We start from the raw sequence: 21,300 nt of genomic DNA, 5'->3' as shown, positions 1-21,300 counted from the left end.
TATACTGTTTACGAAAAAAATCATCTAATGTTAATTTAAATTAAATTCTTTTTCCCTTATATTTAATCATTAAACAAACTAGATTTTTTAATTTTTCATTTTGACATCATGCAGTTCAATAGAAAACTACTAATTACAACTTTTCTGGGTGTTCTTTTATTTTCATGCACTAAAGAAGAAGTTGAGTCTGTTATCGAACTAACAGAAGATGATTTACCTTCTCTTAATATCAAAGAAGTAGACTACCTCAGAGGAACAGATACTCTTGAGATTAACCTTGGAGAGTACGCTAACGAACAAATATCTATTGTAGATATTAAAGTATCTGCTGAAGATAAGGTTTTGAATGTGGATCATTCTACATCTGATGAGAAGCTTTTAGTATTCTTTGATTCAAAACAACTTGAAGATGGTGAACATAATATCAACTTAGAACTATCATTAAACAGTGAGCTTGAGATCCCTTCTTCTAATATTTCTCAAGATATCTTGGTCGATGTTGATAATTATTTACCTTTATTTTACATTGAAAGTGACTACTTTGGGTTAAAAGATGATGAATTTATATCAGAGTTTGAATATGAAGGCTACTTATACAAAGTAATCAATAGAACTTATGCTAAAAAAGAAAGCTTTATAATTGTTGATGAGAACCTTAACCCTGTCTCTGAAGTTTTTGATGAAGATGGTTCGGGTATGAGTCATAACTTAGAAATTCCATCTACAGCAATTGGGCAAAACTTTTTAATATACCATTTTAATAGTCGTGAATATTATGATTATGCAAAAAAAGGAGATGAAGTTTTAACTGATTCCATTACAGATAATAGAAACTTAACCATATATACTTTCCCTACTCAAGGAGAGGACTTCCGAATGGAAAAAAATAACAATTTTATTGGTGAAAAGAATGATAGAACTGTGGTTGTTGCTGTAGCAAAAGGGAACGACAACAATTTAGAATTTGTAAGCCAAAGAAGTTATTCAATTGAAAGTGATGATAACTATACATATTATTCTGTTCGTATTAGTGATTGGTATCATTCTGCTGAAAACAATACTTCTGAATCTCGTAACACTGTGTTAATTAAAGATACAACAAATGAGAAAGGAACAAAGGTTATTCTTGACTTTGCATCAGAGGGAGATACAATTATCGTTACAAAAGAGGCTCTTAAACTTCCCACAGAAACAGAAGTTGATGGAATTGCATTTCTTCAGCAATGTTTTCCTTTTAATGATTTAATATTAGTTGATCATTTTAAAGTTGTAAATGAAGGTAATAAGTATTACTTATATGAGTATATGAATTTAAGCAGTGACAAAGTTTCATATTTCGCTGGTAAGGAAATAAAGGATAATGACAACACTTCATCATTTTACTCTCATGTAAATTCCTTAAATGAATCATTTACACCTGCCTTTAGCTTTTCTAAGCAACAAATAGAAATCAAAGAGGATTATATATCTTTATTACCTGTGGAACATAATTCACCTTATAACATCATAAACTCAATCGATTTATTGATAGATAAACCAAAAGAAGATAATAGAACGTTCTATTTTAGGGTTAATTCTTTTAGTCGAAATAATTCAAAGCTTACGATTCCAAGAAATTTCAGCTTTGCTAATATTGAAGAGGTCCATTCCGGAAAATTTAAAGACTTCTTTAATAGTTCATCAAAAAGAGTGAGTTTTTTATCTTCGTCTCATTTCTTAGCAAATTATAGAATTGATTCGTTTCAAATATATCAAGTGAAGGATTTATAAACTCCTTTCCATCAAAAATGAAGAAGGCTATCAATTTTACCATATGGTAAGTGATAGCCTTTTTTGGTGAATATATTTTTAAAATAGTTGAACAAAACACGTTACATATCATCTATGCTTTTACCTAATTAGAGATTAATTCCATAAATACTCTAAAGTATACGGACTTCCACCCTCTGTAAATATTGTGCCGTCCACAAATCGATATCTTTCATTCAGACGAGAGATTTCTCTTAAATCCCATGGTGTTAACTGAATATCTTGAGACGCCAAGTTTTGTTTTAAGCGGTTTTCATGTACTGATTTTGGAATAGCTACTGTTTCTCTTCTGTTTGCCCAAGCCAACATTATTTGTGCAGGTGAAGCATCATGTTTTTCAGCTATTTCCATCAATAACTCGTTTTCTAATAAAATAGGAGGATGTACTCCATTTTTCTCTTGTAAACTATCTTTTGTACCTAATGGAGAAAAAGCAGTTAAAATGATACCATGAGCATCTGCATATTCCATCATCGTACGCTGTTGATTAAGCGGGTGCATTTCTATTTGATTAATTACCGGCTTAATTTTACAGTTGGTTAAGATGTTTTCAAGATTAGTTACTCCAAAATTAGACACTCCAATAGATACCACTTTTCCAGCATCTACTAACGCTTCCATTGCTGTCCATGTTTCTAAAATCGGTGCTTCTTCCGAGGTTAAAAATTCTTCTGCTTTTTGAGTGAATTTCACTCCTGGCTTATAAGCAATAGGCCAATGAATTAAGTACAAGTCTAAATACTCTAATTTTAAATCTTTTAGTGTTTGCTCTAATGCTTTTGGTACATCTTCTTTCAAGTGTGAATCATTCCATAACTTTCCGGTAATAAAAAGGTCTTCTCTTTTTACTACTCCCTCATCAATACACTCCTTAATGGCATTCCCCACTTCGGGTTCATTTTCATAAATAGAAGCACAATCGATATGGCGATACCCTAGTTTTATTGCTTTTTTTACTGCATCATAGACTTCCCCTGCCTGAGATTTCCATGTGCCAAGACCAATACTTGGAATTGTCTTGCCATTGTTTAATTTAAATGACTTGCTCATATTGAATAGTTATTTGGTTTTTATTTGGTATTTATGTAGTTGTACAATAAAAATTGAAAGTTGTGGCTTTTCTTAATCACCTACTTATCTCAATTTAAATCTGTAACTGTTTATTGTAATCTTAGGAATAGATATATCATCATTTTCATCAATTGTTCATTTCTTATCGATAAAACTATTCACTGGAACTTGCCTTTCTGAATATACGATTATTCTTAGTTTAATAAAAAGCTCATTAGAAAAAATACGTGCAACCTTTTAGTTATTCTTCCTGTCATTATAAATGACAGATTATTTCTTAATAGATTCCGAAAATAGTTTATAATGTTGCTCGTGATTTTAATTTGGAATGATTCCATTTTGGTTTCATTTTTAAATCATCTCCATTATTACTATTTTTAGATGATTTAATAACTTACTCTCATACATTCTTATAATGGCTAAACTAATTATTCGTGACCTCAACAAAGTTTATAGTAATGGGGTACATGCTCTCAACAACATCAATTTATCTATCGATAACGGTATGTTTGGACTTCTGGGACCAAATGGTGCAGGAAAATCTTCTTTGATGAGAACATTAGCTTCTCTTCAAACACCTGATAGTGGATCGATTACCTTAAATGGTCTTGACGTCTTAAAAAACCAAGATCAATTACGACAAATATTAGGTTATTTACCTCAAGAGTTTGGGGTCTATCCTAGAATTACCGCCAAAGAACTTTTAGATCATTTAGCAATTCTAAAAGGAATTACTCAAAAAAGTGAGAGAAATGATTTGGTGGATTTCCTATTAAACAAAGTCAACCTTTACGAGCATAGAGACAAAGCAGTAAAGAGTTTTTCTGGAGGAATGAAACAAAGAGTGGGTATTGCTCAAGCTTTAATTGGTGATCCAAAACTAATCATTGTAGATGAACCTACTGCAGGACTTGATCCTGGAGAAAGAAATCGTTTCCATAACCTATTGGCAGATGTGGGTGATAGTGCTATTGTTATTCTTTCTACTCACATTGTCGATGATGTTAGAGAATTGTGTACTGATATGGCGATTATGAGAGAAGGAGAAATTGTTTATAATGGCTCTCCTGAAAATGTGATTAGCGAATTGGAAGGGTTAGTATGGCAAAAAACGATTAAAAGGTCAGAAATCAATACTTATAATGATCAGTATAAAATCTTATCAAATAAAATGGTTGCGGGAAAAACCGTTATTCACATTCTAAGTAATATTGACCCTCAAAATGGCTTTACTCAAGTAGAACCTGATTTAGAAGATGTTTTCTTCTCAAAAACTTCATTATCTGTATCAACTTTTTAATCTATGTTTTTCGAATTTTTTAAAAAAGAAATATTAAGTGCCTTAAAGCAACCTATGATTTATATCTTTTTAGGTATAGTCACTTTGTTGTGTTTAGGAGCAACCGCTTCAGATAAAGTAATGATCGGTGGAGCTATTGGTAATATTCATTCCAATTCCCCCTCAGTGGTAATTACATTTACATTGGTATTAAGCATTTTCGGAATTTTATTTGCTGCCGCATTTTTTAATAATGCAGCTTTGAGAGATTTCAATAATGGTTTTAACGAAATACTTTTTTCTGCCCCTATTCGTAAAAGAGATTATTTCTTAGGGCGTTTCTTAGGAGCATTAGTTTTATCTACCATACCTCTTTTAGGTGTTTTTATCGGCATCTTTTTAGGAAGTATTATTGGACCTGCCTTTGACTCTATAGATCCAGAAAAGTTTGGCCCTACTCCATGGTTGGGATTTCTTTGGTGTTATTTCATCATTGTTGTCCCAAATATGTTTATCACAGGAGCTATCATTTTTGGTTTGTCTTCAATATTTAGATCAACCACTGTTTCCTTTGTAGGAGCTGTTATATTATTGGTGGGCTACATAGTTGGTTTAACTTTAAGTTCTGATATTGAAAATGAGACTATTGCTGCATTAGTTGATTTTTTCGGAAGTAGTGCAATAGGTCTTGAAACTAAATATTACACACCTGTAGAAAAAAATACTCTACTACCATCTATCTATTCTTATCTAGGATTAAACCGACTTATTTGGTTTTCTTTTAGTATTCTCAGCACTTTCATTTTTTATAAGATCTTCAGTTTTGAAGTGAAAAGAAAAATGAAGAAAGAAGAGACACATACTAAAGAAATCAATACAACATTTAATAAACCGTCTTTACATCATCACTTTACCTCTGCTACTGATTGGGTTCAATTTGTTAGTTTCTTAAAAATCAACTTTAAGAATATTACTAAAAGTAACACGTTCAAAATATTGATTATTTGTAATCTTATTCTAATTCTTATTGATTTCTTCCAAGGTTACGAATATTACGGTTTAAAATCCTACCCTGTCACTTTTCATATCATAGAAAGTATTTCTCAAAATAGTTCTTTGATTATCATGATCATCATTATTTTTTATAGTGGTGAACTTATATGGCAAAATAGAGATGCCCATATCAATGAAGTAATAGACTCCACCCCTCACTCTAGTTTTTTATCATTATTATCGAATGTCATATCCATCATTTTAAGTGTTTGCCTTCTATACTTTATCAATACTTGTATAGGGATTTTATATCAATTATATCATGGGTATTTTAATATTAAGTTAGATGTGTATGTGATTACCTTCTTCTTAGAACGTTTACCTTATGTGATCACTATTACATTAATTTGTACTTTCATCCATGTCATAATCAATCATAAATATATTGGTTACGGTGCCTCTGTATTACTTTTACTTGGCTCTGAAATCTTCTTTTCTTTTGCCGATATACGTTCTAAGATGCTCCGAATTGGAGAAACTCCCTACATCAAATATTCTGATATGAATGCTTTTGGTCCTAATGTAGAGGGAGCACTTTGGTTCAATGCATATTGGGTACTTTTGGGTATACTATTACTGTTAATTGGATCATTAATGTGGTCTAGAGGTACATCCAACTCATTTATTGATCGATTAAGGAATCTTAAAAATAATGCTGATACAAGTTATATTGGCGGAATTTCATTAATAGGTATTGTATGGGCTGCTGTTGCAGCTGTAATTTATTACAATACACAAATTATCAATTCTTATAAATCATCTGATGAAAAAGAAATGGTACAGGTGAATTATGAGAAGAAGTTTAAGAAGTATGAAAATACACCTCAGCCAGTAATCACTGATGTCAATTATAATATCAGTATTTATCCTAAAGAAGGGGATGTTTATACTGTCAACAAATTAACTTTAAAAAATAAATCTACTTCACCTATTGATACTCTTTTCTTTACTACTGATGAAAATTGGTCTTTAGAGTTCTTGATTCCGAATTGTCAGGAAGTATTTCATGATAAAGAAACTGGATTTAGAAAATTTGCTTTTTCTTCTCCACTTGAGGCAGGTGAAAGTATACAATTAGTAATTAAATCTAATTATATCTCTGAAGGCTTTTATAATGGGTCAGCAAGTACAAAAATTATCGAAAATGGTACTTTCTTTAATAATTTAGATATTCTCCCTCAAATTGGCTACTCCAAAAATTTTGAGATTGATGATAAATTTAAGAGAAGAGAACATCAACTTAAAGAAAGAGAAAGAGCTCCAAAACTGAATAAAAACCATGAACACTGTTTCAAAAATTATCTGACTAATGGAACAGCAGATTGGGTCAACATTTCTACTACCATTTCCACTTCTAACGATCAATTGGCAGTTGCTCCAGGTTCGTTGGTGAATCAATGGTCACAAGGAGGTCGAAATTACTTTACTTATAAAGTTGATCACCCTTCACAAGGATTTGCTTCTTTTATTTCAGCTCGCTATGAAGTCAAAAGAAAAAAATGGAATGGTATTGATTTGGAAGTGTATTACATCAAGGAACATGAAGTAAATGTGCCTAAAATGATCAATGCAATGGAGAGGTCACTTAAGTATTATACAGAAAACTTTGGTCCCTACTTCCATAAACAAGCTAGGATTATTGAGTTTCCAAGGTACTCCACATTTGCACAAGCCTTTCCTGGTACTATGCCTTATTCTGAAGCTTTTGGGTTTGTAATTGATCTTGAAGATGAGAATGAAAATAATATCATTGATGCTGTTATTGCACATGAAATGGCTCATCAGTGGTGGGCACATCAAGAAATTGGGGCCGATATGCAAGGATCAACTATGCTAACTGAATCTTTTGCAGAATATTCCGCTTTAATGGTGATGAAACAAAATAGTGATGACATCAAGATGAAGAATTTCTTGAAGTACAATATGAATCGTTATTTAAGTGGAAGATCAATGGAAAAAGAAAAAGAACTTCCCCTTTATAAAGTAGAAAACCAAGGCTATATTCATTACGGAAAAGGTTCTTTAATTATGTATGCCCTACAAGATTATATAGGTGAAGAAACTGTAAATGGAACTTTAAAAGACTTTCTTACAGATTTTCGATACAAAGAACCTCCATACCCTACTTCTATAGATTTTTTAAATCATTTAGAAAATAAAGTACCCGATAGTTTACACTATTTAGTAGATGATTGGTTTAAAGAAATCACACTATATGATTATCGTCTTACAAATGCTGAAGTAACTCAATCAGATTCTTTGTATACCTATACATTAGCAATTGAAGCAACAAAATTTCATTCCGATTCTTTAGGTAATGAAAAGGAAGCACCTTTAAATGATTGGGTTGATATAGGTTTATATGAAGATAATGATGAACAACAACTGATTTATGTGGAAAGAGTTAAGCTAAATCAAAATCAGACAGAACTTAAAATTACCACAGACAAAAAAGCAGTTAAAGCAGCTGTTGATCCTAAAAGAATATTAATCGAAAGAATCTATAGTGATAACACTGTAAAAGTAAATTCTAAAGGGTGAGCAGGATATAGTACAAATCTAGGAATCAATTGATTTCTAATGGTATTTTCATCAAAAAAATAAGTAAAGGAGTAGATGTTTAATTAAGTTTAAATAAACTACTCCTTTATTTTTATGAAGAAAATTATCTCTACTATATTATTTATCTTTCTACTTATCCAAAATAGTCAAGCACAAGAAACAGAAATACATGCAAGAGAAGAAGCACATGGCAAATTAAAACATCATCGTATTGCTCTTATCTGGGGACACGGTTATGTTCCTAAAGGAATATCTAACCCAGATAATCCACAAGTTTTAATTATTCCTACTATAGGTTTAGATTATGAATATTTCTTTTCTCATCGATTTGCTATAGGTATCACCAATGAACTAGAACTTTCTAATTATATTATTGAAACTAAAGAATTCAACGAACTGGAAAGGGAGTATGCGTATGTTGGTGCAATTATGGCCATGTTTGAAGTAGGTCATTTATTTATTCTAGGTATCGGTCCTGGGGTCGAAATAGAAAAAAATCACAATTTCTTTGTAGGAAAAATATCATTAGAAAGAGAATTCCCCATTATGGGAGAAGGTGGTTGGGATGTAACTCCTGTTTTAGCTTATGAATTAAAATCTAGTAATGGGCATGGAGTGTACGATGCATTGACCTTTGGTATTGGGATTGGTAAAAGGTTTTGATCTTTCATTAAAGAACTAAGCCTAAATTAAATCTCAATTAATTCTAATCTATTTTTTAGTTCGCACTTAAATCTTGAATGCAAATAAAAAGAGCTTCAATAAATCTTGATTATTGAAGCTCTTATATATTTAATTAAAATCTTTGTTAGAAGTTCACTTGCATCTGTAGTCTAAGTAAATTTCCTGCTTGATCATTGACAGGATTTTTAGAATCTACATATGTTCTATTGGCCATAGTATACATTGCAACAATTTCAAATGCTCTATTTGGTTGCCATTCTATACCTATTTCCACATCATTTACTTTATAACTTCTTGCATCTAACTCAAATTTCTTACCACCATCGTAGTTAATGTATCTAACAAATGGGAAGAATGTATGATGCTGATAATTTACTTTTGCATAGACCATTCCATAAAAACCAAAAAGGGTTTGCTCTTTAATCACATTTTCTTGTGGATCATATTCAGGTCCCACTCCATAATTTGCTTCAATTTGGAAACCGATAGGCTGTGGATAATAAACAAAAGTACCACCTACTCTTGAATCATTAAAATTGAAACCTGCAGCATCTACTAGCTCACTTTTTCCATTATTTGTGATTTTTGCTTGCATTCCATCAGTAACATTCGGTAAAATGTATTTACCTGTATAAGCATGTGCAGAAATTTCAATGATTTGTTTATTTGCCAATTGGAAAGGCCATGAAGCACGACCTACAATATGAAGATTATCATTTGCGTCTGGAGTATTAATACCTTGACCGTTGAAAGCACCTAAAGCAAAAGTGCCATAATTACCAGAATGCTTAAGGTTATTATCTTTCATGTAGTTATATACCTTTCTAACTTTTTGTGGAGTATGGTATAAAACAGCCATTAAGTCACGTTCATTAGGTAATGCTGAGTTAATCGCATCCGTACGGTCTAATGGAATACGGAATTGAGAAGATTGCATGTTTTCATAACCGAAAGGCACTTTAGATTGACCAACTCTAATCCAAGTAGAACGGTGATGATCAAAATAAACATCCATGTATGCGTCTCTAAGTGTTGGTGTACCTGCAAAATCTGCTTGCATATAAGCGTACACATTATCTAATAACCATCCACTTACTTTAAGACGTACACGTCTTAATGAGATACCTTTGTCTGCTCCCCAATTTTTATCCATTTGTGGAACTTCAAGATCTGGGTTTGTTTCAAATAGACCATTGTAACGTGCTTGAATATAACCACTTACTTTAATTCTATCCGTCCAACTTTTAGGTAATGATTGTTGAATTAATCCTTCTCCATCTTGATCATCTAAGTCTAATGTGACAGAATCAATTAAAATAACATCATTGTCAAAACTGTCTTGTGCAATTACACCAAAAGACATCATAGTGAATAGCACAACAAAGAAAAGTGCCTTATGCGATTTCATAAATTAAATAATTAAATACGTAGTATGCGATTGTGACACAATTATAGAGGACAGAACAAGAAAAAAATCACCAAAATAATAAGTTAACATTAAGTTCATGTTAGGGATACAGTAAAGAAACATACAAAGCCTTAAGTTATACTTAATGTTACACGCATTAACACTTAATTAGAAATAGCATTATTTTAGTATTTATTTACACTGAGAAAAGACAAATAGACACTTATAAATAAATTTTAACAAAACAGCAATAAAATGAATATTTATTCAGTATTAGTTTCATTTACTCAAAATCAGATCATTAGGTCTAAGAAGAGTCAAGAAACCAATACAACATTGAAAATTTAACTGTTAAATCAATTAGAAGTCGGTTTTTTGTATAAAAAATGGGTTACCAATTAAATTGGCAACCCATTTTTTAATACTTTCTCTCCATAAATTAATGTTGAAGCTATACTTTAACATTAACTATAGGAGCACCTTTAAGGATAGCTTTATCTTCAAGTCCATCTTCAAACTTTTTGAAATTATCTACAAATTTATGAGCTAATTTCTCAGCAGTTTGATCATAACCGTCAAAACCATTGGCAATCCAAGAAGCTCTTGCATCTAGTGCTTGAGAAGGAACACCTTCTACTTCTTGAGGTACTTGAACCCCAAATATAGGATGTTCAATAAATTCAACGTTATCTAAACTTCCCTCTAGAGCAGCTGTAATCATTGCTCTAGTATATTTTAATTTAGTACGTCCTATTTTATCAGCAGGACCATTTGACCAACCTGTATTGATCAACCATATATTTGTATTATGCTCTGTCATTTTCTCTCCAAGTTTCATCGCATAAACAGATGGATGAAGAGGCATAAATGGAGCTCCAAAACAAGCTGAGAATGTAGGAGTAGGTTCAGTTATTCCTGCTTCTGTACCTGCTACTTTTGCTGTATAACCAGACATAAAGTGATACATTGCTTGTTCTTTTGTTAACTTAGAGATGGCTGGTAGTACACCATAAGCATCACAAGTTAAGAAGAATATATTTTTAGGATGGGTTTCTGATACTGAAGGAATCTTAGCGTTTTCGATATGATGAATCGGGTAAGATACTCGAGTATTCTCAGTAACATTAACATTAGTATAATCTACTACAGATGTACCAGGGAAGAAACGTGTGTTCTCCAATGTTGCACCAAACTTAATTGCATCCCATATTTCTGGTTCATTTTTTCTGGTTAAGTCAATTGTTTTGGCATAACAACCGCCTTCGAAGTTGTAAATACCATTATCAGACCAACCATGTTCATCATCTCCAATTAGGTTTCTATTTGGATCTGCTGACAATGTAGTTTTACCTGTACCTGACAAACCAAAGAAGACAGCTGAATCACCTTCCTTACCTTCATTTGCTGAACAGTGCATCGGGAGTACATTCTCATCTATTAATAATGCATTCAATACAGAGAAAATACCTTTTTTGATTTCTCCTGTGTAACGAGAACCACCCACCAAGGCAGATTTTTCCTCAAAATTTAAAATAGAGAAGTTACCTTGTCTTGTACCATCAAGGGCAGGATTAGCATTGTAATCTGGAGCTTGAATTACTACATAGTCAGGTTCTCCAAAAGATCTTAATTCTTCGTCAGAAGGAACAATAAACATATTGTTCACAAAGTGAGAAACTGAAGCAAGGGGTGTAATTACTCTTACTTTAATTCTATATGCAGGGTCAGCACCAGCATACACATTGTTTACAAACAACTTTTGATTATCTAGTAGGTAATCGACCATTTTGTGGGCAAGTCCATCGAACTTATCCTGTGGGAAAGGCTTATTGATGCTTCCCCACCAAACACGATCTTTAGTATAATCGTCTTCAACAATAAAACGGTCTTGGGGCGATCGTCCTGTAAATTTACCAGTGTCGCACATAATGGCTCCTGTGGAATTTAGTACTCCTTCACCATTTTTGATTGCTTCTGCAACAAGTTGTGCTACAGACAAGTCTCGGTTAACTTGTTTCGACTCTGCTAAAAGTTTACTGGCTAATTTGTGTGTTTTTGTCATTGTATTGGTTAATTAATACCACCATTAAAATACCAGAATAATCCAATATCATAAAGTAGTTTGTTGTATATAAAATATTGCTTATGTGTTTTGCTTTTGTCTGAATCTTCTAGGGCTATGTGTATATCGTTAACTATACAAACCTATCATTATTGATTAAGTGTATAAATGACTTTTATCAATAACTATAGAAAATTTAGTCATCATTATATAATGATAATTAATAAGAAAAACTTAAATACTTTATAAACAACGCTTTAGTATGTGTGATTTTTAAAATTTGAGATAGGATAAGTGGACAAATATTATTCAAAGACATTTAATAATTAAAAAAAATAATGAACTGGGACACTCAAATGTAAAAATTACACTTTTTAATACAAAAGAAAAGAGGTTAATTTTTTAGATTTTCTTCTAAAAAGACAATTTATAGTCTTTTTCACAACAACAATAGTCTTCTTATTTTCATAATTTTGTCCAAAAATGAAATTTGTATATCAATATAGATTGATATACTCATCCAATAAAATTTATAAAAGAATTGATTATCTTCAACTCACACATATTTGTCACCATATACTTTCATGGAAAACCAACATCATATACACGTCTCATCAGAAGTAGGAATATTGAAAAGATTACTTATTCATAGTCCTGACGAAGGAATTGGAAAAGTGATACCTACTAAAGCTCAAGATTGGCTATTTGAAGACATCATTCATGTAGACACAATGAGAAAAAAAGAGTATGATCTCTATCTCAAAATCTTACTTTACTTTTTAGATTATGAGAAAATTCATTCTCAAATCAATACCATAGATTTACCCGAATCCCAAAGACATTTCTACAAGCCTGATAAAGAAAATTACTTTGAATCTGATAAAGTAATAGAGCCTCAAAGATTGTTAGCTCATTTATTAGAAAGTAAAGATTTAAAACAAAGGATGATTGCTTCTATTTGTGCTCATGAAGGAACAGCCTATTCTTTACAAGCAGAACTAATGGAATTGGATAACTCTGTTTTAGCTAGAGTTATGATTTCTGGCATTTTACCAGATAAAAGAATGATCTTCCCTCCTATACCTAATTTTATTTTTACTAGAGATATAGGGATTACTGTAAATGATCATATTTTATTGAACAAGCCCAAGAAAAAGGCGAGAACAAGAGAATCTATTATCATGAAGTACATCTTCTTTAATCACCCGATGTTTAAAGAATATACTTCCAATATTATTGAAATAAATGACCCTGAAGACTTCTTTTTATTGGATGAAGATGAACAGGAAAAGAAAATTGTAACCATAGAAGGTGGAGATGTAATGATGGTGGCCCCTAATCATTTATTAGTTGGGGTAAGCGAAAGAACTTCTATTCACGCAGCGAGTAAGGTGATTCAGTTGATGCACGAGCGTGATATAGTTGAAAAAGTTACCATTGTAAAAATCCCTGCTAAAAGAGCATACATGCATATTGATACTACTTTTACACAAGTGAAAAGAAATATGTGGGTGATTTTTGGCTCATTCTCAAAAGAAGGTTTAAAACAAGAAAAAGGAGATTATATTTCTTCTCTAGGTGGATCAAAAAGTGAAAATGAAATTGAAATTCTTCAATACATTAAAGGAAGGTCTTATGATGATCCTATTCAATTTGATTACTTAGAAGATTTACTGAATGACATCAGTGTTACGGACCTTAAATCTGAAGAAAAAACAAAATTTATTTACTCTGGTGATAATGAATTCCCTCATGGTCGAAGAGAACAATGGACAGACTCTTGTAATGTATTGGCATTAAAAGAAGGTGTTGTTATTGGTTATGATCGTAATGATAAAACATCTAAAGGTTTCCAAAAACAAGGTATCAAAGTTGTGAAGGCTGCAGAATTATTAGATAAGTTCAAAAATGAGGAACTACATCCATCAGAAGTCAAAGATACTTTAATCTTACTCCCTTCTGCAGAACTCTCAAGAGCTAGAGGTGGTTCGCACTGTATGAGTATGCCACTTCTTAGGACTCCTCTATGGTAGCAGCAGACTTCATCTTGATAAGGTAGTATGTATTTACAATGGCAATAAAACCATTGGATATAATTACAGGCCATGCAGAAATCAATGTACCATATAAAACAAAAGCAAGACAAGCCACAGTATTCACAATTCTTAGTTGGCTTGTTTTTTTTAATGTAAAGGAAATCATTAAAATTACAGAGGCTACGTAGCCGACATATTCAGGATTCATAAATTTTTTATTAATGAAAAAGACAATTCAATTTTTTACAATAGTTCTTATTTTAACTCTCAGTTTAGACACTTTTGCTCAAACAGAAAAATATGATCCTCATGCTGATGCTATGGATGACATTCAAACTGCCATTCAAACCGCATCTAAAGAAGGTAAACACGTTTTTGTTAAAGTAGGAGGCAATTGGTGTGGCTGGTGTAAGAGGTATGCTCAATTTACGCACGAAGATGCTGAAATCTCAAAACTTATGACAGATAACTATGTTAAAGTATTAGTAAATTGGAGCAATGATAATAAAAATCCTAAAACAATGGAATATTTAGGATTCCCACAACGTTTTGGTTACCCTGTTTTTGTTATCTTGAATGCACAAGGTTCCGTTTTACATATTCAAAATTCTGCCTACTTAGAGAGTGGAAAAGGATATGATAAACAAAAAATCATGAGTTTTCTTCAAGGGTGGACAGCCAAAGCTGTAAATCCGGCATCCTATCAAAAGTGATCAATGAGAGTTATTCTTATTAAAATATCAATTCTTACAAGCATGTTATTCCTATTTCATGCTTGTAAGCCTGTAGAAAATTATCCTATGAAATCAGTAATTGTTGCTTTCAATTGGGAGAAATGTAATTCTTTAAATGGTAGAGTAATCGTTTTAGATCGTTATCCATTAGAACCCCCTGTTTATGGAAGTACACGAAGCTTAAGCAGAAATACAATTATGGATACTTTAACTTACACGGAAATAAGATATAGAGGTAATCTTACTTTGGAACGATACGATAATCCTGAAAATTTTCAATATGCATCGGTTAAAGGTTCTACTGCTATAGCAAATTCTGATACCGTCGAAATTTTCCTTTGGGAAGTGCTTCAAACGTTCACCCAATAAACTATAACATTACACACTCTTTAGTTAACAAGCTCAAATAGACTATGTTTGATTTAAGCTTTTTTAATAAATTGACGATAGAAAACTTAATTACAACGTGTGCATTGGTTATTTATATAGTGTATTAAATTACTCTATAATAAAGCCCTTTTACTACTAAAAACTTTCAATAATGGTGGTGACCAATAAATTATATTTACCGATCTTATTATCAATGTTATGCTTCTTACCTTACCCAACTGAAGCGTTTGGGGAGGAGGAGGATAAAAAACATGTCAAAAACTCAGAAGCTCATCATGAAAATCATTTTGAGGTAGAGTTATCTTACAATAATTCAAGTCATTTTGAATTTACAAGCTCTGTGTATTTCGCGCATCTCATGAAGTTCCAAGGTACTGTAGAATTTACCGGACATCATTTTGCGGGATGTTTTGTTAGAGAAATTCCTTTAGGACATTCAAAATTTGGAACGTTCGTTGGCCTTGGTTCTACTTTTGGTTTTGTCCATGATGGGGAAACTAGCAATTCGCATGCAGTATCATCTGATGAATCACATCATTTAGATTGGTCTGGAAGTCTTATTTTTCAATCTGGTATTGCTTATTCTTTAGATAAACATTGGAGTACCGGATTTACTTTATCTCCAGGGTTAGATTATGAAACACATCAACCTAATTTTGGAATGACGTTCGATCTAGTTTTTGGTTTTTAAAGTCTTTTAGATAAATAATCTTAAATAACTGTTTAATACCTAACTATTTTGATTGGTAATCGTTCTTTAGGTTGAATAATAATCTCTATTCTAAGTTTAACCTATATGTTTTATTACCAAAAATCGATTAAAGCTATTCTTTCATTTGCTCTATTCTTAGGAGCTCATGCATTTTCGCATGCACAATCTTCTCATGAATACACTAATGTAGAAAGTGAAAATCTTACCGAATCAGAAAAGGTAGATCTAGCTCATCATAACGACATTCATGAGCAAATTGAACATGATAACGAGGGCAAACATCATAAATATGAATTAGAAATCTCTTATACCAATAGTGGTACTTGGGAGTTTACTGGATCCATTTATTTTGCACATTTGACAAAGTTTCAAGGTACTGTAGAATTTACTGGTAAACATTTTGCCTCAGTTGTGGTAAGAGAAATTCCTATTGGACATTCTAAGTGGGGTACTTTTGTAGGTGTGGGTGGTACATTTGGTTACCATGATAGTCATGATTTTACAGATGAACACTATCTTGAAATTGATGTAGATGAAATTGCTCATCCCGATGATCACTCCAATACTCATGTAGAAGATGGAAATCATAAAGAATGGGGAGGTTCTGTGATTGTACAAACAGGTTTAGCTTATTCTTTGAGCAACCATTGGAGTACAGGTTTTACACTATCTCCGGGTATTGATGTTCATACTAGACAACCCACTTTTGGTGCTACACTAGATGTAGTATTTGGGTTTTAAAATTGAGTAACAATTAAAAAAATGCCATTTTGAATAAAATCAAAATGGCATTTTTTTTACTAATTCTAGCGGTTGCTTTTTCCTTCATGTTTAAATCTACAGATGTACATTTCACCTGTTTCATTTAAATAAGAAGCATGAATCAAAACATCATTAATTTCAAAGTAAACATTGGTCATATGACCCGTCTTGATTACGTCCACTAATTGTGCTTTTTTGATTCCTTTTTTGAATTTTGCCACTAAATCTTCCGATTCTGTGTGATACAAATAATCCACCTTTCCATCAGAATGGATTCCAATATAATCTTGTACGAAAATTTTGGCTTGTTTCTCTGTAAAGACTTTGTTTTTTACTGATGATAAATGTGCATCAGTCAACTTTTCTACATCCGTGGCAAATAGGGATGTAAACGTAAGGGTAAACCCCAGAAATAGGGTAAGGGTTAGGGTAAAGGTTCTCATTGTTAGAAAGGTTAATTATTAATACGCCTTATAAAAGACATATTGCTAGTCGTTTAGGATAAATGTAACAACTATTCATCAATGTTAGGAGTTGATGAATGCTAATAATTGTAAACAGGGAACTAATTATAAATTTTTCTTTAATTCTTTCACTACATGAAATACAACTGGGCATGTAATGGTATTTCTTGCATGTAATGCTGGTCTTTGATTGAATCCTTGATTTTGGGTTAAAGGATATTCTCTACATGCTTTTGGTCTTGCTTCATATATTGAACAATAGTTATCGCTTCCTAGGAATGGACAAGGTTGCTTGTTCATTACGTAATCACCTTCATGATCTACATTAAGGTAGTGTTCAATAACTTCTGTTTCTTTAATTCTTAAATGTTTTCCTATTCTTTTTACATCAGTTGCGGTAACCACAGGGCTAATGGTTTTACAACAATTGGCACAATCCAAACAATCAAAATGTTCAAAAGCTCTTTCGTCTAAATCATTTACTATTTGATCTATTTGCTTTCCTTTCTTTTGTTTCTTTAAACGCTTTAAAAAGGTCTGGTGCTCCTTTAATTTCACCTTAGAGTTTTTCTGCCAATCTTCGTATAAATCCATCTTACTTATTGCATTTGATATGCTATCAATTTATTCTTTACAATACAATACACTCTATTTAAAGAAGTATCGTAGACTGCAAAGGTCGCTTTTTTAGTTGGTAAATCTAAAGTTTCTCTATCTGTAGAATATAATGATTTAAAATGAAGCTGATCTTTCTTTAACCAATACATTTTATCATCAGTTAATCCTATCACTTTAGCTCCTCCTATATCTACTGGCTCACTTAAAATGTTTCCTAAAAGATCGAAAGTAAATACTCCCATTCTTTCCTCTACAATGTATAGGTTATTTTGATATTCTCTTATCCATGTAGGATTCCAATAGCTAGTGCTTAAAATTTGCTCGATAGATACATCTATACTTATTTGTTGTTGATTCGGAAAGTATTTTTTGATACGAAATGCGGGTTGATCGTATAGCCATATACCTGCATCTGTAGCATTTGTAGCAATAGTTGCATATTCTATCAAATTTTCATCAAATAAATATTCGGATTGTTGGGTTAATTGTTGCCCTAGAATACGGACACCTTGCCAATCAGGTGAGAATACTACCGTGTTTAACATTGCCCAAGCATCAATTTGGACTTCAGCAGGAACAGTCGGAGAATATCTCCTAATTTCCTGGTCATCTTTATATTGCATCACATTACCTTCATGATCTACAATATATATTTGACCCATTCTATCAATATCTAAAGCAGCCACCTCTCCTACTTCTACTTCAAAAAGTTTAGTCTGAGCATTTGAGCTATAAGTAAAGCCAAGTAATAGGCTAATCGAAAGTAAGCAACTCCACTTTTTCACCATCAAAAGTAGCGTATTTGTATTGTGAGAGCCATTCGCCAGTGTTAATATATTTTCCTCCATTATCTACATCTAGTTCAAGATATAAGTGTCTATGTCCAAATATATAATAATCTCTGTACTCTTCCTTTTGTTTTTCTTGACAATACAACCAAATCCACTCGTTTTCTTTACCATTGTATTCGTGGTCCTTTTCTGCTCCTGCTGCTCTAGATTGTTTCGACCATGTTTGCGCAATGCCCATTCCTATTGTCGGATGTAAAAAACCAAATAACCACTGACATACTGGGTTTGCAAATACCTTTTTGATTAATTTATAGGTATAATCACCAGGGCCTAATCCATCGCCATGCCCAATATGAAACTTCTTGCCCCACCATTCTACATCAATAGGTTCTCTAATAATTTCAACTCCAAGTTCTTTAGGAAAATAGTCAAACATCCACATATCATGATTACCTGTAAAGAAAGTAATATTTACTCCCTTGTCACGTAATTCAGCTAATTTCCCTTGAAAACGAAGAAAACCTTTGGGAACAGCAAAACGATATTCAAACCAGAAATCAAATAAATCCCCTAATAAATATATATGTTCTGCATCTTCTGCTACCATATCCAACCAACGACAAACCTTCTTTTCTCTTTCGAGACTAGATTCGTAAGATGGGGTTCCAAAATGGAAATCTGATGCAAAATATATTTTCTTAGACATAGATATTTATTGTGTATGATCGTATTTGAATTACAAAACTAATAGATTCGATATAATTCTGATATACATTTTCATCTATTTAAATAAATTTGAAGTTCAATAATTCAGAATATAACTAATAACATCTTAATAGGTATATTTATTATTTAAAATGATAGTTTATAATATCTCCTATAGGAGATAAGTATGAACACTGAAATCCCTATTCTTTTAGAATGGCAACATCAACTAGGTAGCCACATTTCTAATAATACTCTATCATTTGATAATAACTTGTGTGAGGGAAAAATTGAAGGTTTTGCATTAAACGAGTCAATACAGATATTAAGGTTTGACTTTAAGACGAAAGATACACTTGAATTTTCTGGATTAGATTTTAAGGAGGATGATTACATCCCCGTATTTTTTGAGGAACCCTTTAATCAAACTGCTTTAGAGTTAGATTTTATTTCTCCAAATACATCAGGTGCTCATCAAGACCTTGATATATCTACTAGTGAACCACAAATAAAACATGAAATGTTATCGGCTTACCAACAATATCAATCCAATAATCGCATAATAGAAGTACCAGATGATTATGACCCGATAAAGCAATTAATCATCAACAGTAAAAGAGAAAAAAATAATTGATTGTTGAACAAAGGTTAGTAATAAAAATAGAAACTATTTCTCTTATGGGGAAATGTTTTTTTTTGTACAAAAAAAGTCAGTCCCTTAAAGGAACTGACTTTGTATGTCTTTGGTAAAAAGCCAAGATCAAAAAGCTTAGAATCTTCTTTCTCTAACTTTAGCAGCCTTACCATAACGACCACGTAAGTAGAATAATCTTGCTCTTCTTACTTTACCTTTTCTCAATACTTCGATCTTGTCGATGTTTGGTGAGTTTAAAGGGAAGATACGCTCTACACCAATACCGTTAGAGATCTTACGAACAGTGAAAGTTTCACCTAAAGAACCCTTATTACGACGTTGGATAACTGTACCTTGGAACTTTTGAATACGCTCCTTGTTACCCTCTTTAATTTTTACGTGTACGTCTACCGTATCACCTGCGCCGAAAGCGGGATGTTTCTCCATTTCGGATGAAAAATCCTTTTCAACTTTTTTAATTAAATCCATTGTTTGATAAAATTTATCGTACAAAATTTTTAGAGATGCAAAGATAAAAAAGATATTCTAGAAAAGAAACAAAAGCCTGATATTAACTTCGTTAATGAAACATTATAATTAGATTACTTGATATGATACGCTCTTTCGCTCTAAAAAAATTCCTTTCAGACCTTAATTGAGCCATTTCTAATAAATGATCGTTTACTCTTTTCATCCATCAAATATTAATAAAGAAAAGGGAAAATGACCTTTCGATCTTTTGGGAAATCTTCAAATTTATTAATGTACCATTCAAAATGATCCCTTGCTCGAGGTAATAAGTTCGCTAATGTCCATATCAAAAAACTAAGTGATGCATAACTTGGAACAATCAAGAAAAAGCCTGTCCATTCTATTATTTCACCTAATAGATTAGGCGATGTAACTTTTTCAAATAAAAATCCTTTAGGTATCACATAATGACTTTCACCAGGCTTTCTTAATGAAAGAAGTATATTATCGGATTTAATATTAATCCACATACCTATTCCAAAAAGACCTACTCCTACAATTCTTAGCCATTCTATATTTTCAAACCACTGATAGCCTAAAAAAAGACCATTCAACGTCCCATTAATCGAATTAAAAAAAATAGCAGATGACATGATTATCATGGGCATTTTCTTTTTCTGATTGGGCATTCTAAAAGGAAAAATAAAAGTCCTATTAATATAATGTAGGGTCCATAAACTCATACCTACTAGAGACCATAAAGAGTAATCTTCAAAAGCATTACTTCCTATATAAAAGCCAATCCACAATCCAATGGGAGAGATAATCTCCATAAAAAACCAACCCCAAGAATTAGAAATCATGGGTCCCCAATCTGTTCTGGAATGTCTTCCAAATGGAGCAGTTACCCTGCCAATAAAAAGGCACAAGAACGTGATAACCCCTAGCCCTATCCAAGTATAAGTAAAATAAAAAATTGAAGTGGGTGTAACCGACACTAAAAAATCTGACATGAAAAACGTTTTAAAGTTTGCAGAACAAAAAAGAGTATGGAT

Annotated in this window: 20 protein-coding genes; 10 read left to right on the top strand and 10 right to left on the bottom strand. The window is 32.1% G+C overall.

Going from position 1 to position 21,300, the window contains the following annotated elements:
* Positions 1-108: 108 nt before the first annotated feature.
* Complete coding sequence (locus NH26_RS19165) at positions 109-1,770, top strand: hypothetical protein (protein WP_044227054.1); 1,662 nt, start codon at positions 109-111, stop codon at positions 1,768-1,770.
* Between the two features lie 135 nt (positions 1,771-1,905).
* Here NH26_RS19165 and NH26_RS19160 read toward each other — a convergent pair whose 3' ends face one another.
* Positions 1,906-2,859 carry an aldo/keto reductase gene (locus NH26_RS19160; protein WP_044227051.1) on the bottom strand — a complete coding sequence of 318 codons (954 nt, stop codon included), beginning with the start codon at positions 2,857-2,859 and terminating at the stop codon, positions 1,906-1,908.
* A gap of 436 nt (positions 2,860-3,295) precedes the next feature.
* Between NH26_RS19160 and NH26_RS19155 the strand changes: the two genes are divergently transcribed.
* The 3 genes from NH26_RS19155 (at position 3,296) to NH26_RS19145 (ending at position 8,437) form a co-directional block, all read left to right on the top strand.
* Complete coding sequence (locus NH26_RS19155; protein ID WP_044227048.1) at positions 3,296-4,180, top strand: ABC transporter ATP-binding protein; 885 nt, start codon at positions 3,296-3,298, stop codon at positions 4,178-4,180.
* Positions 4,181-4,183: 3 nt separating this feature from the next.
* Positions 4,184-7,753 (top strand): ABC transporter permease/M1 family aminopeptidase, encoded by a 3,570-nt coding sequence (locus NH26_RS19150; protein WP_044227044.1) that lies wholly within the window; start codon positions 4,184-4,186, stop codon positions 7,751-7,753.
* A 114-nt stretch (positions 7,754-7,867) separates the two neighbouring features.
* Entirely contained in the window at positions 7,868-8,437 is a 570-nt protein-coding gene (locus NH26_RS19145) for a hypothetical protein (RefSeq protein ID WP_044227040.1), read from the top strand.
* A 145-nt stretch (positions 8,438-8,582) separates the two neighbouring features.
* Here NH26_RS19145 and NH26_RS19140 read toward each other — a convergent pair whose 3' ends face one another.
* Both NH26_RS19140 and pckA read right to left on the bottom strand, forming a co-directional pair.
* Positions 8,583-9,866, bottom strand: coding sequence for a porin (locus NH26_RS19140; RefSeq protein WP_044227037.1), 1,284 nt, complete (start codon positions 9,864-9,866; stop codon positions 8,583-8,585).
* 451 nt (positions 9,867-10,317) lie between these two features.
* Complete coding sequence (gene pckA, locus NH26_RS19135) at positions 10,318-11,928, bottom strand: phosphoenolpyruvate carboxykinase (ATP) (RefSeq protein ID WP_044227035.1); 1,611 nt, start codon at positions 11,926-11,928, stop codon at positions 10,318-10,320.
* Positions 11,929-12,512: 584 nt separating this feature from the next.
* Here pckA and NH26_RS19130 point away from each other — a divergent pair.
* Positions 12,513-13,961: an arginine deiminase family protein gene (locus NH26_RS19130; RefSeq protein WP_044227032.1), complete on the top strand. Its 1,449-nt coding sequence runs from the start codon at positions 12,513-12,515 to the stop codon at positions 13,959-13,961.
* Here NH26_RS19130 and NH26_RS19125 read toward each other — a convergent pair.
* A complete protein-coding gene (locus NH26_RS19125) occupies positions 13,942-14,172 on the bottom strand; it encodes a YgjV family protein (protein WP_044227029.1) in 231 nt (76 codons plus the stop codon). The two genes, NH26_RS19130 and NH26_RS19125, sit on opposite strands and share 20 nt — an antisense overlap.
* A gap of 13 nt (positions 14,173-14,185) precedes the next feature.
* On the opposite strand from NH26_RS19125, the gene NH26_RS19120 reads away from it, so the two are divergent.
* The 4 genes from NH26_RS19120 to NH26_RS19105 all read left to right on the top strand — a co-directional run bounded on the left by NH26_RS19120 (position 14,186) and on the right by NH26_RS19105 (position 16,541).
* A complete protein-coding gene (locus NH26_RS19120; protein ID WP_044227026.1) occupies positions 14,186-14,677 on the top strand; it encodes a thioredoxin family protein in 492 nt (163 codons plus the stop codon).
* A 42-nt stretch (positions 14,678-14,719) separates the two neighbouring features.
* Positions 14,720-15,067: a hypothetical protein gene (locus tag NH26_RS19115; protein WP_044227023.1), complete on the top strand. Its 348-nt coding sequence runs from the start codon at positions 14,720-14,722 to the stop codon at positions 15,065-15,067.
* Between the two features lie 214 nt (positions 15,068-15,281).
* Positions 15,282-15,779 (top strand): hypothetical protein, encoded by a 498-nt coding sequence (locus NH26_RS19110; protein WP_139263175.1) that lies wholly within the window; start codon positions 15,282-15,284, stop codon positions 15,777-15,779.
* Between the two features lie 105 nt (positions 15,780-15,884).
* Positions 15,885-16,541, top strand: coding sequence for a hypothetical protein (locus NH26_RS19105; RefSeq protein ID WP_044227017.1), 657 nt, complete (start codon positions 15,885-15,887; stop codon positions 16,539-16,541).
* A 65-nt stretch (positions 16,542-16,606) separates the two neighbouring features.
* Here NH26_RS19105 and NH26_RS19100 read toward each other — a convergent pair whose 3' ends face one another.
* From NH26_RS19100 to NH26_RS19085, 4 genes are all read right to left on the bottom strand, one after another.
* Complete coding sequence (locus NH26_RS19100) at positions 16,607-17,005, bottom strand: hypothetical protein (RefSeq protein ID WP_139263174.1); 399 nt, start codon at positions 17,003-17,005, stop codon at positions 16,607-16,609.
* A gap of 126 nt (positions 17,006-17,131) precedes the next feature.
* The gene (locus NH26_RS19095; RefSeq protein ID WP_044227011.1) at positions 17,132-17,620 is read right to left on the bottom strand and encodes a YkgJ family cysteine cluster protein; all 489 of its coding nucleotides are present in this window, start codon (positions 17,618-17,620) and stop codon (positions 17,132-17,134) included.
* A gap of 5 nt (positions 17,621-17,625) precedes the next feature.
* Positions 17,626-18,432, bottom strand: coding sequence for a hypothetical protein (locus NH26_RS19090; protein ID WP_044227008.1), 807 nt, complete (start codon positions 18,430-18,432; stop codon positions 17,626-17,628).
* A complete protein-coding gene (locus tag NH26_RS19085; protein WP_044227006.1) occupies positions 18,398-19,141 on the bottom strand; it encodes a UDP-2,3-diacylglucosamine diphosphatase in 744 nt (247 codons plus the stop codon). Before NH26_RS19085 ends, NH26_RS19090 begins: the two co-directional genes overlap by 35 nt.
* 186 nt (positions 19,142-19,327) lie before the next feature.
* On the opposite strand from NH26_RS19085, the gene NH26_RS19080 reads away from it, so the two are divergent.
* The gene (locus NH26_RS19080) at positions 19,328-19,774 is read left to right on the top strand and encodes a hypothetical protein (protein WP_044227003.1); all 447 of its coding nucleotides are present in this window, start codon (positions 19,328-19,330) and stop codon (positions 19,772-19,774) included.
* A 135-nt stretch (positions 19,775-19,909) separates the two neighbouring features.
* Here NH26_RS19080 and rplS read toward each other — a convergent pair whose 3' ends face one another.
* Together rplS and NH26_RS19070 are read right to left on the bottom strand one after the other, a co-directional pair.
* Positions 19,910-20,263, bottom strand: a complete 354-nt coding sequence (gene rplS / locus NH26_RS19075; RefSeq protein ID WP_044227000.1) for a 50S ribosomal protein L19 — start codon at positions 20,261-20,263, stop codon at positions 19,910-19,912.
* A 215-nt stretch (positions 20,264-20,478) separates the two neighbouring features.
* The gene (locus tag NH26_RS19070; RefSeq protein ID WP_052432205.1) at positions 20,479-21,258 is read right to left on the bottom strand and encodes a phosphatidylethanolamine N-methyltransferase family domain-containing protein; all 780 of its coding nucleotides are present in this window, start codon (positions 21,256-21,258) and stop codon (positions 20,479-20,481) included.
* Between the last annotated feature and the right edge of the window lie 42 nt (positions 21,259-21,300).

The sequence above is a fragment of the Flammeovirga pacifica genome (genome assembly GCF_000807855.2).
In the GTDB taxonomy this organism is placed as follows: domain Bacteria; phylum Bacteroidota; class Bacteroidia; order Cytophagales; family Flammeovirgaceae; genus Flammeovirga; species Flammeovirga pacifica.
This window is presented reverse-complemented; position numbering and strand designations above follow the sequence as displayed.